Raw genomic sequence first — 17,173 nt, forward strand, 5'->3', positions numbered from 1 at the left:
CTCGAACCGAAGGAAAGGCATTTCTTAAAGCCACTATACGTAATCCCATCGCTTCTATTTGAGTGATGAATTTGCGTAAAGCTTCAAGTTTTTCCCTATTGTGACAGTGACTAATAATTACAATGGGTTCTTTACGCCCCTTGTATTTTCCCATACTTTGTATCTTCGAAGCCAAAGTAGCGTCACTGTTATCCGGAACATCCAAAAAGATATCTCTTCGGGTGCTAAAGATCCCCAGATTTTTAGCGGCAGTATATACTGCGCTTTTTGAGGTAGTGGCACTATCAATAAAGAAAAGTCCTTTATTGGCCAAATGGCTGAGTACGGCAGTAATTGTAGGCAAACTGGCGGTGGTAGCACTGCCCATATGGTTATTGGCTGCAATCGCCATGGGCATTTGCTTGATGAAATTGTTTAAAACATCTTCAATATCTCTCTCTTGCATATTTTGAGAAATATACTTCTCACCCGGGCTAATACTACTATTTTCGGCTTCCATAGGGATGTGGATTATTACTTCATGCCCTTTTTGGCTTGCCAAATTAGCTGCAGTTTTGGTATGAGGAAGGTCTGGAAGTACTGCAAAAACGATCTCTTTGGGAAGATCGGCAAAATCCTCTAAAAGTTGCCCGGCACTATTGCCAAAATCGTCGATTATGATTACAACATCGGGCATATCATCAGATTTGCTCCAATTGTATTCATAGCTCATCAGATCAGTCTCTTGAAGGGTTTGACTTTCTTCCTCTGGTTCGTATATCTCTTCATTAGCCTCAAGAGGGGGAGGCACATTCACATCGCTGCTTTCTGGTTTGCTTTTGCAGCCCCACAATAAGAGTAATCCCAATAGGGGAATAATTAGTTTTTTTGCCATGTTACTTCATCCGCTATTTCAATACTTAATCTATCACATGTCCCGGCCATTACTTCCAATACATATTGATTTGGTTTTTCGGGGAATATTGGTTCTTCATTGTAGGGACTTGTATTTTTCGCAATGCTAATAATTTGATTGTGGTGGTCAATAAAGATCATATCCAAACTGAGGTATGTATCTTGCATCCAAAAGGAATGGTAATCTACATTGTTAAAAATGAACAGCATACCTTGATTATCTTCCATGTTTTCTCGGTATTTCAAGCCTTGCATCAGTTCCTTTTCTTTTTCGGCAATTTCAATGTCGAAAGAGGCTTTGAGATTGCCATCTAAACCTTTTATTTGCAGGGTTCCATCTTTTCTAAAGGAAGTAGAAGACTGAGCTTCTTGTTGGGGTATAGATTTTGGGCATCCCCCAAAAACAAGAATCAAGATTAGAACAACGGGAATATAGAGCTTATTTCTCATTTGCTTAGAACCATCTTTTTATTAATTGTACCCAAGGGCGTAATTAACTGGTAATAATAAATTCCAGAACTTACAAGCTGGTTGTGCTCATCTTTGCCATCCCAATTTGCAGTATGAACTCCAGCTGCCTTGTATGTATCCAAAATTTTCTTTACTAACTGACCCTTGGTGTTGTATATCGACAAAGTGATTAGGCTTCCTACAGGAAGGCTAAATCTTATTTGTGTATTGGGATTAAAAGGATTGGGATAATTCTGGTATAACATTGTATTGGCTTGAGGTGCCTGAATCTCATTTATGGATGCTGCTTCTACAGTTATAGCTGATAGATGTCCATTTATTTCTGTTAATACGATAAACTCCTCTGCCTCAGAATGAATCCGAAATGAAAGTTGTGCTGGAGATATTACATCGATGCGCGAATACTTGCCCTCGTCCATATGTTCAACTTCCATAAAAGCCGTATCTATAAAATATGAATATGCATAAGATACAGGGAAGGGAAACTCCCAATATTGGCTATGAATTAGAGATGGATCGGCAATATCAAAATTTAGTAAGCGGTATTCTGATTCGGGATCTTCTGAAACGGAATAGCTAAGCTCCGGTTCTGGAAGATCAAATGGTATTTGAGTTTGAGCAGGAAATCTAAAATTTGGATCTTGAGTGTAAAGGTAGATCTGATAGGCATCAATTGCGCGAATCCCATCAGTTTGGTCTACATCTGCACCGGGCATGTTCTCAACTTCAAGATAGTTTCCCACACAATGATCTAAAACGGAACTTACATCCATGCTAGTGATGACTCCATCGCCATCTGCGTCACCGAAAAGTATGTTGGCATTATTAGAACCCGAGACAACAAGGTCGTCAATGTAAATACCATCTTCATTTTCGAACCAATCGCTATGCAAGCGGAAGCGCAAATGAAGATTGGAGCCCACGAAGTTATCGAGGTTAAAGACTTGATTGGTCCAAGAAAACGCTTGTCCGGTAAATGAAGTGAGCTCACTCCAGTTTGTACCATCGGTTGACACCTCAACATAAACAAAGTCATAACCTTCTTCTAAATTCCATTTTGCCTTGAAGCTTAGAATCGGGTTTTGCACATTCTGCAATGAGATAGGATTTTGTAAGTGTATTTCTTTATTCCAATTGTTCCCATAGTTTCCAGAAGGTGAATCGGACAGTACGCCATTATTACCATCAAAAAGCAATGCCCAATTTGTGTCTCCAGTCCAATTGTTGAGATCACTTTCGAAATCATCGGAAAAAAGAGCTTCGCTAAGCACTATTGAAACATTGCCGCCCAACGTAGACTTTCGCAGACGCACCGGGGTATAGAAAGGGGGATTATCGGAGTTGTCGATTTGTAAAAGATAATGGCCTTCAAGAAGATTTGGAAAAATAAAACTTCCCTCGACATTAGCTTGTGCGCTTAATAGAGGTTCCGATAATATCTTTACTGTGGCGTTTGGTATAGGATATCCATCGCTATTGCGCACAATTCCCGCAAATGTCATCCATTCTGCTTGTTCTAAGCTTATATTGCAGGTTGTAAATCCTGTAGGGGGAACAGTTATATCAACAGTTTGTGGTAGATATCCTTGTGAAGATACCTCCAAGGTGTAGCTACCAGGCATGAGAATGCGGTGATAATCTCCCACAATGGGATCGTTGGTGATATCCTTGCCAGCATCAGATACTCTGATTACAGCAGGGATGGCCTCACCAGAGAAATTTGTAACAATTCCTTTTACTCCCTTTTGAGCGTATTCGATGTAAGATAACACCGATTCGCAGTTGTCTTCCCAAAAACCATCCAAAGTGTTAGCAGGAGGCCATTTGACATAGCTTATTTCTGCAGTAAGTTCAATATTACTGGTATAGGCATAATTCCAATCTTGCATACTGCCCTGTACTATATACCAAGTAGCGCCATTGGTAATGCCTTGGTCAAATTCTGTGCTATTGTACATTGGCATATTGTGCGAAGAATATGTTAGTGACATATCAATTAGTAGGTCATTATCTAAAGCAGGACTTATTGTGTAGTCCCAAGGATAGTTGATAACTAGCATTCCGCCGTGAAAGTTGATTCCAGAAACAAAATTATGCTCCGAACTAAAGTCCATCATAGCAATGGTTTCTGGAGCATGAGGAAAACCGTCTGGATTTGTTGCTCCACTTGGCGTGGGGAAGTTTCGGTTCAGATCCACTCCGACCGCGTTGTAACGAGTCTCATTCTCGTACCCATCCGGATTCATTAAAGGGCAAATCCAGAGTTCGGTATTATTAACGATATCCGAAATACGCGGGTCAATATTGTAGCCTTCAGTAAGATACTCTATCAAACGAAGCATCATTATGTATCCAACAGTTTCATCTCCATGCATGCTGGCAATTAGTTTTACTTCCGGTTCAGCTTCATTTATATTCACGTTATCCGATATTTTCATAAAGTAGAGAGGGTGATTGTTTACTGAGTTGCCAAACTCATACAACTGGCAAATATCTGGATATAACAGGGACTTAATTTCCATGAAATCTTGATAATCGGCTAAACTAAGATAGTAATTTAGGCTTTCTTTGGGATTTCCACTTTTACTACTTGGCATATTGTTGTCTTTGGGAATTGAATTGGGAATGGTTTGAGCATCAAAACCAGCGGCAAGAAGGCGATCGTGCTCTTGGTGATCTCTAACATAGGCAATAATGGTTCCATTACTACGGTTTACGCAATCGATACTTATATGTAAGGCATTGATGGTTTTAATATCCTTGTCTAAATTCCAGCTTTGGATTCGTACCGGGTAGCCGAAAGCAGCCACTAACAATAAGGTTGCCCACAGTAAAAGTAATAGCTTTTTCATAATGAGTCCTTTATCATACCGAAAGAGTGTTTATGTATACTACACGCAATTTATCTGCCGATTTGATACTAAAAAATGCCAGGCAACAGCTCACACATCTGGGCTTGCTTAATGCTGCTTCGTTCCCGACCTGACATGGTTCACATTCAGAAGTTGGCTGTACCTGGCTTGTGCAGCACATCTCAGATGTGTTTTTTTGTCAATTAAAAGATGACCCTTCTCAAAAGGCAACTTACAGAAAATATTGATTATATGGAGCATAAAACTTAGAAAACTACACTCAGGTTTATTGCGCTTCTTACATCTATCGCTTCTAAGTTTTCAGAAATTGGAGTAAGGCTAAATTCTATGAAAGAAGCATTGTTAAATGTCCAATAGATACCAGCTGAAAGCGAATATTCCTTCCATGTACCCCAGCTAATTCTGGGGGCAATACTATAATAGAAATTGTCGATATCGTGTTTTAATGTAATACCGACTATGTAGTTTCTGTTTTTGTTATTTATGTTATAAAATTCATCCTGCTTATCTGCGTACTGGTTTTCTTCATAGGAAAATTCCATATTGCTGGAAAAGGCAGAGCCAGAATTTTTCCGATATGGGTTTTGAAGCCAAACATCATCACCAGATCTGGCTATGTAAGGATAGCTATCAAAGATCAAGTTGAATTTGCAACCAAGTTGTCGGTACAGTTTGGCTGTGCGGATGCTTGAGTAAAGAAAATCTGTATAATCGGTTCGAATCTGGTAGCTTTGTATAAAAGCTATTCGATCTCCTAAAAGAATCTCTGCCTCAGGAAACAAGGTAAAACTCTGCATTTCATGATTGTTTGCCGACAGCATAGAGTTTAAATATACATCTTCCCGAATAGAGTAATTGAACCAATTAGAAAGCCGAATGAAATTCTTGTAATAGTGTTTCCAGCCAAGACGGGCACTGCGCGTACGCAAATCGTTATCCCATTTTTTATTTGAAGGAAAGCTGGTAATCTGTAAATTGATACTCAATCCAGCAAAAAGTGAATCACTGGGGCTGTATTCCCAGCCGGTATTTGCATTCAAGGTACGGTTTTCGATATTGCGAGTGTTTTCGAGAATGTTAAAACCCTTGTAGGCAAAATTGTGGGAAGCACCGATATCAAGCTGCAAATTACTAGTAATCTCATAGCCCAATTTGATGTCTAAATCGTTGTAAAACTCTCCATTATTGCGAATAGTATTTTCTTTTAAACGAATGCGTCTCTCGTTATAGTTTTCTGAAAGCTGCAATGCTATCTTGTTATGTGGGTTATACTCTAGAAATCCATATACGCCCATGCCGCTACGCTTTTGCTCGTCTTGCTTGCTATATGAGCTTCGGGTTTGATTTAGGCTTTGCTCTAAGGTGTAGATATTGTCTAAACGTTGATTCAAGCTAAAACTGCTTTCCCAATACATGTTATGCGCTTCTCCATTTAGGTCTGCAGTGGCAGAAAAATCTCGATAAGACTCCCAATTCATTTCTTTCTTTTCATAGTTGGCTCTAAACCCCGCATTTACAATGTTACTAATATATCGGTATGAAGAGTGTGCTAGAACCTGAAAACCATCACTCGAGCGGTGGCTTTCTTGAATGTATCTATCTTTTTCATTGCGAATAATGCCGTTAGTCGCAAGCCCAAGAAAGAGGCTATCAATAGGAGTCCAGTCTAGCCTGTAGCCCAATTTGCCATTCTTGTTTACATAAGCCACAGGCTCTAAATCACTTGTATCGAAATATGATTCATAGTCCATTAAAAGCGTGTGACTAAAGTGTTTAGAAGAATAAGCTATAGAACTGCCCAACATGGAGCGACGTGTTTCTTGGTGGAAGTTAAGTCTATCTTCCCAAGAACTTTGCCCCAAAATACTAATTCTATTTTTTTCATAGGGGCTTACATTGTATTGAAAAAGAGATTCCAAAATCCTTACATTGTCACTATTGTAGTGATAGAATTCTATCCCCCTTGTTTGAGATAACAGCCTGCAACTAAAGCTGAGCAATAGTATTACTAAGCAGAATAAAATCTTTCTCATCTAAGGTCTCGGCTCGGCGGCTAAAATCCATATCAGTTTTCATTTCTAGATTGCTCAATACATTTTTTCCCAAGACTGGAAGCAGGTTATTTCTTAAGGTTTTACGGCGATGAGCAAAGGCTGCTGTCAAGACTTTCTCAAAAATTTTGGGATGCATTATATCGGGTTTAGTTGTTCTGGCATTCATTACAATAACAGCAGAATCTACTTTGGGGATGGGATCAAAATATTGACGATTTACAAAAAAAGCAGTTTTTACGTTATAGCAAAGACCAATTTTGAGCGTTAAGGGGCCATACTCTTTTTTGCCTGGTTTTGCAGATAAGCGCTGAGCTACTTCTTTTTGAACCATCAATACAACAAGAGGAAAGTATTGTGCATGCTTTTGAATCTCGTATAATAGGGGAGATGTAATTTGATAGGGGATATTGGCAATAATCTTAATAGGTAAAGAGCCCATGGAGATTTGATGAAGCCAGTTAAGCTTTAAAATGTCTGTAAGAATTAGATCTATCTTATTGCCAAAGCTTTCACCAAGGATTCTTGCCATTCGTTTATCCAGCTCAAAAGCTTCCAAAGTAGCGCCACGAGAAATAATCTCTTTACTTAAGATTCCTGTGCCAGGCCCTATTTCCCATATCCTCTCATGAGTTTTGATATCCCCCAAATCCGCAATCTGAGCGGCAATACCGCTATCGGTAAGAAAATGTTGCCCCAGTTCCTTAATTGCTTTCAAGTTTTAGCTTATTGCTAGAAAGGGAGAGCATTGCTCTCCCCAAGTTGATTGGCTTCATTACGCCGTTAGTTTATCTGCAGGAGTGCTCTTGCATATCTTGCAAACCTTAACGGTTTTATCCCCTGCTTTTATTTCGTACATCAGTTTAACGCCGGTACGATGACAATGAGGGCATTCGCCACGACCATGATAAGGCATACTTCTCAGTGTTTTACCGCGGTTATTCTTCGCCATATGGAACTCCTTATTTCAATACTCAATAAATATCTTATGAGAGTGCCATTTTTGATAAAGTGCCGTTACGGTCAATGTTTATTTTCTAAAATAGCTCTTTTATCAGCTCATCCGGCTCAAGGCGAAAATGTGAATTTCTACCTTCAAAAAAGTGGTGTACTCTTATCAGATGGATATTCAAAGCAGAGAAAGTGAAACATTTTCCCGATTTCTTGTTCGTTACAGTAGTATAGCTTTTTCGGTAGATTCCTTGGTGCATAAAGGGGCAGGGTAAATATCCTCGCACAACTTCAGTTTCCACTTCATATATCTCATCCACTGTAGTGATGCTTTGAAATGCATCAAAGCTTTGCTGCTGAAAATACTCTAATCTGTCGGCTATTTCTTCGGCAGATTTGCCAATTTTTTCCAAAGTGATCTCATCATCTGCAATTATCTGTGTAAAATCTCTGTTATCAGTTCCCAAAAATCCACCATATGTAATCACCCCGGGTTGCATTTTGGCTGTAATCTTGGATTCAATCGGAGTCTTTTTCATAATATCACCCAAAACTGTCGTAGTAGATTTTATCCTCAGATATGCCATACTCAATTAATGACTGGGTTACAGCATTAATCATACCGGGGCTGCCGCATAAATATGCTTCGGTATTCTTAGGATCGCGAATGGCATCCTTGAAATATGGCATTACAAAACCCGTTTTTCCTTTCCAGTTCTCTTCTGGGCTGGCATGGGACAGTACGGGTATATAAGTAAAGTCTTCAAATTCTTGTTCAAAATCCCGAAATTCCTCAGTGAGATACAGATCTTTGGTTGTTCGGGCACCAAAGAAATAGGTCATTTTTCTACTTGTTCCTACCTCCTTAAGATGTTCTAACATAGATTTGATTGGTGCTTTTCCTGAACCACCGGCGACAAAGAGAATATCTGCGTTTGTATCGCGCAAATAGAAATCTCCATAGGGACCGGTGAAATTGACTTTGTCACCTACTTTTATGAATTTATGCACCCATGTACTGCAGATACCTTCTGGAACTAAGCGTATTATCAGTTGGATGCGGTCATTTACCTCAGGTTTAGAAGAAATTGAATAAGCCCTCATAACTCTTTGTTTTACTTTATCATAAGGCTCAGTTTCTAATTGGACATACTGTCCTGCTTTAAAATCAATTCTTTCGTTATTGAGCAACTTAAAAATGATACCCTTTATATCGTATGTGTAATCTATGATTTCTTCAATTTCAGAATGATAGCGCCGGATATTAAAAATTTCATCGGGGATTTGAATGTTAATATCGGTTTTAACTTTTATTTGGCAACCAAGACGTATATTATCTGCTTGTTCTTGTTTGCTTAAAAGTGGTTTTTCTGTGGGTAAAAGCGGGCCTCCCCCTTCGGTAACCTTGCATTTGCATGCTCCGCAAGAACCCCTGCCACCGCAGGCAGAAGGTAGAAAAATCTGCTTATCGCTAAGAGTTGCCAATAATGTATTGCCACCCTTTACTGTAATATCCCGTTTGTTATTGATGTTTAAATTAACTTCTCCATAGTTGCTTAACCAGCGTTGTGCCAATACCATGATAAAAGCCAGGATAACCGCTATCACGCTCATTAAAGCAATATCTACAAGTATTCTTTGCAGCATCCCAACTCCTTATTGTATTTGAACTATGCCAGAGAATCCAACAAATCCCAGAGCCATGATTCCAGTAATAATTAGACTGATACCAGCTCCACGAAGTCCAATTGGTACTAGCTTTTCTTTCAGTTTTCTTCTTATGCCGGCTAGCATCATTATTGCTAATAGCCATCCTATGCCGCTACCGGCACCAAAGGCTACTGCCTGAATAAAACTATAGTTCCGAATTACCATGAATAAACTTACACCAAAGATCGCACAATTCACGGTTATAAGCGGTAAAAAGATGCCCAGCGTGTAGTAAAGGGCGGGAGCGTAACGCTCAATTAGGAGTTCTAAGAATTGAACAAAAGCTGCTATTACAATAATAAACACAATGTATTGCAAATACACAATGCCAAATGGAACCAGAACATAATAGTATACCAGCCAGTTTAGAGCTGAGGTAATAGTTAAAACAAAGATTACAGCAGTTCCTAAGCCTAGAGCAGATTCTATCTCTCTGGATACAGAAAGATACGAACACATACCCAAGAAATTTGTTAGTAAGATGTTGCTGGTGAAGATAGCTGCCCAAAATAATACAAATGCACTTATATCCATTATGCTTTCGCCTTATAATAATGTGTGTTGATGATCCAGATAAATATGGCAAGCAAGAAAAATGCGCTGGGTGCCATAACCATGATACTCCATTTTGTCCACCACGTTCCCAATACTTGAAATCCGAATATAGTGCCAAACCCAAAGAGTTCTCGAATAAATGAGATTACCAGTAATACTAAAGCATATCCAATGCCCGCTCCAATTCCATCTACAAATGATGCAATTGGTTCATTCTGAGAAGCGAAGGCCTCGGCTCTACCCATCAGGATGCAATTTGTAATAATCAAGCCAACATAAGGTCCCAATTGCTTGCTAATTTCGGGCAGGTTGGCTTTTAGAAATATATCCACAATGATAACATAGGAGGCTATGATTAAGGTTTGCACCATCATTCGGATGCTGCGCGGAGTCCAATTACGGATTAAAGATATCGTAAAGTTTGCCAATGCTAATACGAATATTACGCCCAATCCCATTATTAAGCTATTTAGCATTAGGTTTGTTACAGCTAACGCAGAGCAAATACCTAAAATTTGTCGCCAGATCGAGTTTTCTTTGAATGCAGCATTAATAAATATTTCTTTCTTGTTCATAAATCGTTATTCCGTAGATATTTATATATATAATTTATCTCATCACGAAGCATCTTGATTACAGAATCTGAAGTAATGGTAGCTCCTGTTACTCGCTTTAATTGACCATCGTTTTCTGGTTCTTGGGTTTCGGCAATAAACTCATATTTGCGCGTAACATCACCTGGTGCATCTGGCTCTGTAACAAAAAGTCTATTTCTAAACTGAGCTAAGAACCACTCTTCTTCAATACGGGCACCTAAACCGGGTGTTTCTTGCTGTTCAACAATGGCAAAATCTAAGATAGTTCTAAAATCTGTTGAAGTTGATACCAGTGCCTGCATGGTTCCCCAAAGCCCTTTACCGCCTATTTCAAAGCAAAAAGCAACGGTGCTATCTGCCACTACAGCACGATAAGCATTTCTGCCAAGATTTTTGTTATTTATCTTATAAACATATTTTTCGTAAGACTCAGGGTATTGTGCCAGTATCTTATCTGCTTTGCTGCCAGTTGTTTCTGCTATTTTGGCCGATAATGTACTAAGGATACGTTTCTGGTATGTGTTTTGACGATGAGCTTCTATCTTAGATTCACTTGTGCGGAAGGCAATACTGAGAATACCGGCAAATATCAATACCATAATTAACATAAATACAATTGGGAAAAGAAAGCTATCCTTCATTTTTTCCCCACTTTTTCTAGACCATACTCAACCAGCGGCATGAGGGTATTGGTTAGCAGTAAAGCAAACATAAAGCCCTCAGCAAAAAGAGAGTACTTGCGTATGAATACAGTTAAAAAGCCAATCAGCAAACCATAAATCCAAATTCCCCACTTTCCTTTTGGACTCGATACCGGATCGGTTACCATAAACACAATACCAAACATAGCACCACCGCTCAACAGGAAGAACAGTGGATTTGTTCCAGGATAGAATATCAAGTTAAACACAAGCAAGGAAATGCTTGTGGCAAGCATTGGCTGCCATTTGGCTGTTTTAGTTACTAAAAGATAGATCCCAGCGAGGATAATGAGCAATGCAGAAGTTTCTCCAGCCGAGCCAGATACAAATCCTGTAAATGTCTCTGCTATTCCGTAAATTGCCTCATTGGAAGTGCGAAAACTGTTCAGTATTGTTGCTCCAGTTTGCATGGATGAGTCGGCTGTCCAACGTACAAATCCACCAGGGAAATCATTAATCAAATATGGTTTAAGCCAAGATATCGTCATCTGATTTGGGAAAGAGATATATACAAAGGTACGCCCTAGTATAGCAGGATTAAAGATATTGGCTCCAAATCCACCAAACACCATTTTCCCAAAGACAATTGATACTACTCCCGCTAAAGCAGATATCCATAATGGAATAGTGGGCGGAAGAGTTAATGCAACTAGAGTTCCTGTTACAAAAACTGCCATCGAAACCTTACCCGGTTTTTTATTCTTTACAAACAGGTATTCACTAATATATGCTGCTACATTGGCAGCTATTACAACTGCCAATACTCTCCAACCAAACAAATAAACGGCAAACAAGATGATTGGTATTAGGGAATATAGAACCCTATTCATCATCTGCTGCTTCAGGATTCTTTCAAACATAAAAAAGATTTTCCTTCTTTTCTTTTATTATAATATAACCCATAACTATATGCCGTGTCAATAGTAAAGATTCGAAATTGAATCTTTATCTTACTCAAATGTTGTTTGCAAATGAGGAAAGATTTGCGATATTCGATTGTGACACACAGAATAAAGAGGCAATAATGAGTATTATCAAAACTTTTTCTTTGTGGATTATTTTATAAGGTGTTTCCGATATTTTCATTAATGAGATCGCAAACTGTTCATAGTGTTTTCTTATACTCATTTTTGGCTTTTATTCTTAGAAACTTACTCTCAAAATGCTTAAACACCAAAACGCAAGAAGCTCAGCAAGCCTAGTATGCTACTATCTTGATAAGTGTAAACAGATAAGCAATATTTAAGCAGAGCTATTTTTAAAACAAATCGCTATTACAGATTTGGATACAACTCAATATGATATTCGGTCCAAACAATTCTTAAAGGTCAGCTATCTGCTTGGTTAGCAAGTCCACTTTTGTTCGCACTTCAAGGTGCTTTTCTTTCTCTTTTTCTACTACTTCTGTCTTTGCATTGGCAATGAAATTAGGATTAGATAGTTTTCTAGCAATGCCATCCAACTCTTTTTGTAGTTTTTCCAATTGCTTATTCAGGCGTGCTTTTTCCTGCTTCGGATCAATCAATCCTGTCAGAGGAATGAATATCTCAAGATTGCGCACAACTGCGCTCATTGCAGGCTTAGGTTTGGCAGCATCCATCCCGGATACTATCTCTTCCACTCTGGCCAGACGGTTCAGATAATTCTCATAGCTTTGAAACAATGTATTCTGGGCAATATCTGCAGTACGAACCACAATTTTAACTTCCCTAGAAGGAGGCAGATTCAATTGTTTGCGTAGATTACGGATAGCAGTGATACTCTCTTGCATCAAACTCATTTCGTCATTGATAGCAAGATCGATTAAGTTATTGTTCGCAATAGGGAATTTGGCGATTATTAGCGCTTCTTCCTCCATCGGGAAGTGTGTCTTGATGGATTGCCAGATCTCTTCGCTAATAAAGGGCATGATCGGGTGCAAAAGCCTCATTCCTGCTTGCATAACATCAAGTAGGATATATTTTGTGGTAAGCTTACCGGGCATTGGTGCGCCTTCTTTCAGGCGGTCTTTGCTGAGCTCGATATACCAACTGCAGAATTCATCCCATAAGAATTGAAAAATGCATTGCGCAGCGTCATTTAAGCGCAAATTTTCATAATGATCCCCTGCTTCGCGACAAACCTCATTGAGGCGGGATAGAATCCAACGGTCAGCCAATTCCAGTTCGAGGTTATCAACTGCGGGCAAACCATTGATGCTCTGGATATTCATCATGATAAAACGGTAGGCATTCCAGATTTTATTGGCAAAATTTCGTCCACCTTCCAAAATGGCATCGCTATAAACTACATCAGCACCTTTTGGAGTATTAAAGATCATGGAAAAGCGCAAAGCATCTGCGCCCACATGCTCTATGATATCGATGGGATCGGGAGAATTACCCAGAGATTTACTCATCTTACGCCCAATTTCGTCTCTTACCGTTCCATGTAGTAAGACCGTCTCGAAGGGAATCACTTTTTTAAAGTGTAGCGTACTCATAATCATCCGCGCCACCCACAAATAGATAATCTCAGGTGCTGTAATCAACACATTGGTAGGCAAGAAACGCTTTAAATCCTCGCTATCGTCCGGCCAGCCCATCGTAGAAAAAGGCCATAGCCAGCTGGAAAACCAAGTATCTAATACATCTTCATCTTGGCGAATCTTAGTGGATTTGCATTTAATACAAGCACTTGGCGCTTCCTTAGTCACCATCATTTCGCCGCAATCCTCGCAATAGTACGCGGGAATGCGATGTCCCCACCAGATCTGTCGCGAAATGCACCAATCCCGGATGTTGTTCATCCAGTGCATATAAACCTTGGTCCAGCGTTCAGGTTGGAAACGAACCTCGCCTTTTTCAACCACCGCAATGGCTTCACGAGCCAATGGTTCCATCTTCACGAACCATTGATCTGAGAGATAGGGTTCTATTACAGTATCGCAACGATAGCAATGGCCCACAGCGTGTTCATGCTTCTCGGTCTTTTCTAAAAGACCTTGAGCGGAAAGCAGTTCCAATACTTTATTTCGGCAAGCATAGCGTTCCATGCCGGCAAAGTCCGCACCAGCGGCCTCGTTCATAATACCGTGCTCATCCATTACCAAAAGCTGCTGCAGATCGTGCCTTCTGCCGATCTCAAAATCGTTGGGATCGTGAGCTGGAGTAACTTTTACACAACCAGTGCCAAAATCTTTATCAACATAATCATCGGCAATGATGGGGATACGGCGATTAGCGAGAGGTAGGATCAAATCTTTACCAATCATATTTTTATAACGATCGTCTGCTGGATTTACAGCCACAGCTACATCTCCCAACATTGTTTCCGGACGGGTAGTAGCCACCGTTACATATCCCGATCCATCGGCATAAGGATAGCGGATATGCCAAAGCTTGCCTTCTTCATTGCTATGTTCCACTTCGTCATTTGCCAGTGCAGTAACGCAGCGCGGGCACCAGTTGATTATATATTTGCCTTTATAGATAAGACCACTTTCATATAGACTTACAAATACTTCTTTCACAGCGCGGGATAGCATATCGTCCATAGTAAAACGCTGGCGGTCCCAATCGCAGGATGCGCCCAAAAGCTTCAATTGATCGATTATGATTCCACCTTTTTCGTGTTTCCACTGCCAAATCTTTTCCACCAATGCTTCACGACCGATTTGGTGACGATTTTTTCCTTCCTTAGCGAGTTGCTTTTCTACCACATTTTGCGTGGCAATGCCGGCATGATCAACTCCCGGCAGCCACAAAGTAGGCTCGCCATTCATTCTGTGATAGCGGACTACGACATCCTGAAGGGTATTATTGAGCACGTGGCCCATATGCAAAATTCCGGTTACATTGGGTGGAGGGATTAGTATCGTGAAGGGCTTTCCTTCACCGCGAGGGGCAAAGAAACCGCTCTTTTCCCAGTGTTTGTACCACTTTTTCTCGATGTCTTGCGGAGAATAGGTTTTGTTGATTTCCATTTGAATTTCCTCTTTTTGTCGTAGTCTTGCCTAAAACAATTATATTTCAAGCAAATACCAATTGATTAAGCAATGCATTAATGTCAAGTGCTTTTTTCCCAAAACCATTCTGGAAGCATTAGTAACACATAAAGAGTCACTCAAATTTGCCATTTTGATGCGCTTCAGGCTAGTGCCAGTACCGTAGCGGAGCTTTTCGAAGCTCCACAGAGCATGCGCACCTGGACTGCCAAACTCCAGGTTGGCAGAAGTAGCTTAAACTCCTTTTATAGTAAAGCTTCAGATCGGAAACTAATAACCCCAACATGATAGTTGACAGATATATGGCATCGAATTCATTGGTGCAGGCGATGGGGTTCGCCTGGGTAAAATGCTTGCCAAACCGAAGTTTGAGGCTTCTGATGACTCCTAAATCCGCAAGATATATTCGGGAGTTAAGAATGTTCAGTTACAAGTTCTCAGTACAAGATGTTCTATTGGTAATAGCTGGGGGAGCATTGGGTAGTTTCCTAAGGTATTGCGTCACTTTGATTTCTCATTACCAGACTAGCAGTCCCTTTCCCTACAAAACTCTCATCATTAACGTAATAGGTTGTTTCCTGGTGGGATTTTTGACCATGAGATTTCAACATCATGCCAATCATCAGATGATCAGATTGTTTTTTATCATCGGTTTTTTGGGGGCATTCACTACTTTCTCGGCATTCAGCTATGAGACGGTGATTCTATACCAATCTGGGCATGTCAAGACAGCCTTAATGAACATTCTGGCCTCAACCTTATCTGGGGTCTTAGCTGTAGTTATGGGCATGTGGGTTGGTATATCGATGCGATAAATCCTGGCTTATTTGGGGCAATTCTGTTAAGGGAGGCCTAGCATTTATTTTGGTGCTTTTTTATCAATAAGCAAAGACAGAGTGTCACTAATAATAGAGCACCTTGTATCTCAGCCAGAGCTTGTCGTTATCCATTTTTTTCACTGCCAAAAGCTTGAGAGTATTTGGCACAACATTTGGCCAATTAATCTCCTCAGAGGCAAAGAGAGTGGGAATAGTGTATCCTCCGATTACGATAGGGCTGAGCAGAATGTTTATCTCATCCAAGAGTGAAGCTCGAATTAAGGCGCCGCTGAGCTTACCTCCGGAGCTGGTCGCAATCGTTTTGACCCTGAGCTTGCTCCTAACTTTTTGGAGCATTTTCCTCATATCCACCTTATCCCGGCCTTCAATTAGATAAGGAAGTTTGCGCATACGCAGAAAAGCCAAGTATTCTGGAGGAGCGGTATGGGTGGTCAAATGCACCATATATGTATCTGGATCATCACACTGAGCAGTGTAGCCATTTCTAAAGCGACCTCTGCCATCTACCACCGAAGTCCAGGTCTTGCGCTGCGGGTTATTAAGGATATCCTCCGGCAAAAAGTCCTCGTAAAGATCATTATTGTTTTCTTTATACTCTGGAAGCTCGATCAATTCTGCGTTCTCTGCCACCAACATATTGCTTCCCTCCAGAAACATATCCGGCTCATAAAGTTCAAATACTTCCCGACGAAAGTTCTCCCATTCTACAGGACTGCAAAGCATGCCATACAGCTTCGGTTCTTTGAACGAATCAAACATGGTAGAATTTGTGCCCATGCTAATTCGGCTATCCACAGAGGCACAAACATATAGTACTACATTGGGTCTTAACATGGCGCTCTCCTTTTACCTTGATTGTGGTATGAGACAAAATCTTTGAATTTCCCGGTTATCAAATCGAAAGGTGATAGGCTGCGTGTTATCATTACCGAGCTCATGAAATGCTCAGATATCCTTATCCAGATACTGATAGCCAGATATCTCTGGCAAGAGCCCATCTTCTACTGCTCTTTTTACACTGCGGCAGGGCAGATCCTCTGCTATGATCTGATCTCGTGTGATTGTTTTCAAATCAACTTGAGCTGGATATTTGGCTTGCATGGCCCAAAGCATCTTGATGTAGAGGCTATACCATGAGGGCAAGCGCACAGTATCATCGTGATCCATGAGCAGATTAAGAAAGATGCGAAAATCATTGCGATAGCCCGCACTGGGATTGATCTCCTTGATCTTTCTGGATATATCCCGATAGTCATTGTTTTGTGGCTGAATTGGCATCTTTGGAGCACGCCGCATAAGGGTGCGTTTCAGCCGGGGATGATAATAGTATATGGCTCCGTCCAGCTTGCCGGAGAAACCCTTAATTCCTGCTTTTACATGAGCTTTCATAAGCCCTCCTTGCTTTTTCTAATATTTCCCATTTTCCCTGCCCCTTTTAGGTTGTCAAGTATTTCTTAGTCCTCTCTTAATCAAGCCTTAATTATTAAGACATGATTAAGAGTGGATAGTCACATGATTAATGCTCTTGATGGAGGAGAAAAGCACAA

16 protein-coding genes and 1 other RNA gene are annotated in these 17,173 nt (G+C 40.3%); 1 reads left to right on the forward strand and 16 read right to left on the reverse strand.

Going from position 1 to position 17,173, the window contains the following annotated elements:
• From LHW48_09510 to LHW48_09575, 14 genes are all read right to left on the reverse strand, one after another.
• Positions 1-874 (reverse strand): divergent polysaccharide deacetylase family protein (locus tag LHW48_09510; protein ID MCB5260688.1); only part of this gene is annotated, 874 nt, incomplete at its 3' end.
• A complete protein-coding gene (locus tag LHW48_09515) occupies positions 859-1,344 on the reverse strand; it encodes a DUF192 domain-containing protein (protein MCB5260689.1) in 486 nt (161 codons plus the stop codon). The genes LHW48_09515 and LHW48_09510, both read right to left, overlap by 16 nt.
• Complete coding sequence (locus tag LHW48_09520; protein ID MCB5260690.1) at positions 1,341-4,217, reverse strand: immune inhibitor A; 2,877 nt, start codon at positions 4,215-4,217, stop codon at positions 1,341-1,343. The genes LHW48_09515 and LHW48_09520 overlap by 4 nt, the downstream gene beginning before the upstream one ends.
• Before the next feature lie 73 nt (positions 4,218-4,290).
• An RNA gene (ffs, locus tag LHW48_09525) (signal recognition particle sRNA small type) lies at positions 4,291-4,386 on the reverse strand.
• Positions 4,387-4,483: 97 nt separating this feature from the next.
• Entirely contained in the window at positions 4,484-6,271 is a 1,788-nt protein-coding gene (locus LHW48_09530) for a hypothetical protein (protein ID MCB5260691.1), read from the reverse strand.
• The gene (gene rsmA, locus LHW48_09535; GenBank protein MCB5260692.1) at positions 6,225-7,007 is read right to left on the reverse strand and encodes a 16S rRNA (adenine(1518)-N(6)/adenine(1519)-N(6))-dimethyltransferase RsmA; all 783 of its coding nucleotides are present in this window, start codon (positions 7,005-7,007) and stop codon (positions 6,225-6,227) included. The genes LHW48_09530 and rsmA overlap by 47 nt, the downstream gene beginning before the upstream one ends.
• 57 nt (positions 7,008-7,064) lie before the next feature.
• A complete protein-coding gene (locus tag LHW48_09540; GenBank protein ID MCB5260693.1) occupies positions 7,065-7,241 on the reverse strand; it encodes a hypothetical protein in 177 nt (58 codons plus the stop codon).
• A gap of 85 nt (positions 7,242-7,326) precedes the next feature.
• Entirely contained in the window at positions 7,327-7,779 is a 453-nt protein-coding gene (locus tag LHW48_09545; protein ID MCB5260694.1) for a hypothetical protein, read from the reverse strand.
• Positions 7,780-7,783: 4 nt separating this feature from the next.
• Complete coding sequence (locus LHW48_09550; GenBank protein MCB5260695.1) at positions 7,784-8,887, reverse strand: 2Fe-2S iron-sulfur cluster binding domain-containing protein; 1,104 nt, start codon at positions 8,885-8,887, stop codon at positions 7,784-7,786.
• A gap of 9 nt (positions 8,888-8,896) precedes the next feature.
• Positions 8,897-9,484, reverse strand: coding sequence for an NADH:ubiquinone reductase (Na(+)-transporting) subunit E (locus LHW48_09555; protein MCB5260696.1), 588 nt, complete (start codon positions 9,482-9,484; stop codon positions 8,897-8,899).
• The gene (locus LHW48_09560; GenBank protein ID MCB5260697.1) at positions 9,484-10,080 is read right to left on the reverse strand and encodes an NADH:ubiquinone reductase (Na(+)-transporting) subunit D; all 597 of its coding nucleotides are present in this window, start codon (positions 10,078-10,080) and stop codon (positions 9,484-9,486) included. The genes LHW48_09555 and LHW48_09560 overlap by 1 nt, the downstream gene beginning before the upstream one ends.
• On the reverse strand, positions 10,077-10,742 hold the full coding sequence (locus tag LHW48_09565) for an FMN-binding protein (GenBank protein ID MCB5260698.1): 666 nt from the start codon (positions 10,740-10,742) through the stop codon (positions 10,077-10,079). The genes LHW48_09560 and LHW48_09565 overlap by 4 nt, the downstream gene beginning before the upstream one ends.
• A complete protein-coding gene (locus LHW48_09570; GenBank protein MCB5260699.1) occupies positions 10,739-11,662 on the reverse strand; it encodes an RnfABCDGE type electron transport complex subunit D in 924 nt (307 codons plus the stop codon). The genes LHW48_09565 and LHW48_09570 overlap by 4 nt, the downstream gene beginning before the upstream one ends.
• 461 nt (positions 11,663-12,123) lie before the next feature.
• Complete coding sequence (locus LHW48_09575) at positions 12,124-14,766, reverse strand: valine--tRNA ligase (protein MCB5260700.1); 2,643 nt, start codon at positions 14,764-14,766, stop codon at positions 12,124-12,126.
• Positions 14,767-15,167: 401 nt separating this feature from the next.
• On the opposite strand from LHW48_09575, the gene crcB reads away from it, so the two are divergent.
• Positions 15,168-15,602: a fluoride efflux transporter CrcB gene (gene crcB / locus LHW48_09580; GenBank protein ID MCB5260701.1), complete on the forward strand. Its 435-nt coding sequence runs from the start codon at positions 15,168-15,170 to the stop codon at positions 15,600-15,602.
• A gap of 87 nt (positions 15,603-15,689) precedes the next feature.
• Here the strand turns inward: crcB and LHW48_09585 are convergent, their stop codons facing one another.
• Positions 15,690-16,460, reverse strand: a complete 771-nt coding sequence (locus LHW48_09585) for a dihydrofolate reductase family protein (protein MCB5260702.1) — start codon at positions 16,458-16,460, stop codon at positions 15,690-15,692.
• Positions 16,461-16,571: 111 nt separating this feature from the next.
• On the reverse strand, positions 16,572-17,015 hold the full coding sequence (locus LHW48_09590) for a hypothetical protein (GenBank protein MCB5260703.1): 444 nt from the start codon (positions 17,013-17,015) through the stop codon (positions 16,572-16,574).
• Between the last annotated feature and the right edge of the window lie 158 nt (positions 17,016-17,173).

The sequence above is a fragment of the Candidatus Cloacimonadota bacterium genome, from assembly GCA_020532355.1.
In the GTDB taxonomy this organism is placed as follows: domain Bacteria; phylum Cloacimonadota; class Cloacimonadia; order Cloacimonadales; family Cloacimonadaceae; genus UBA5456.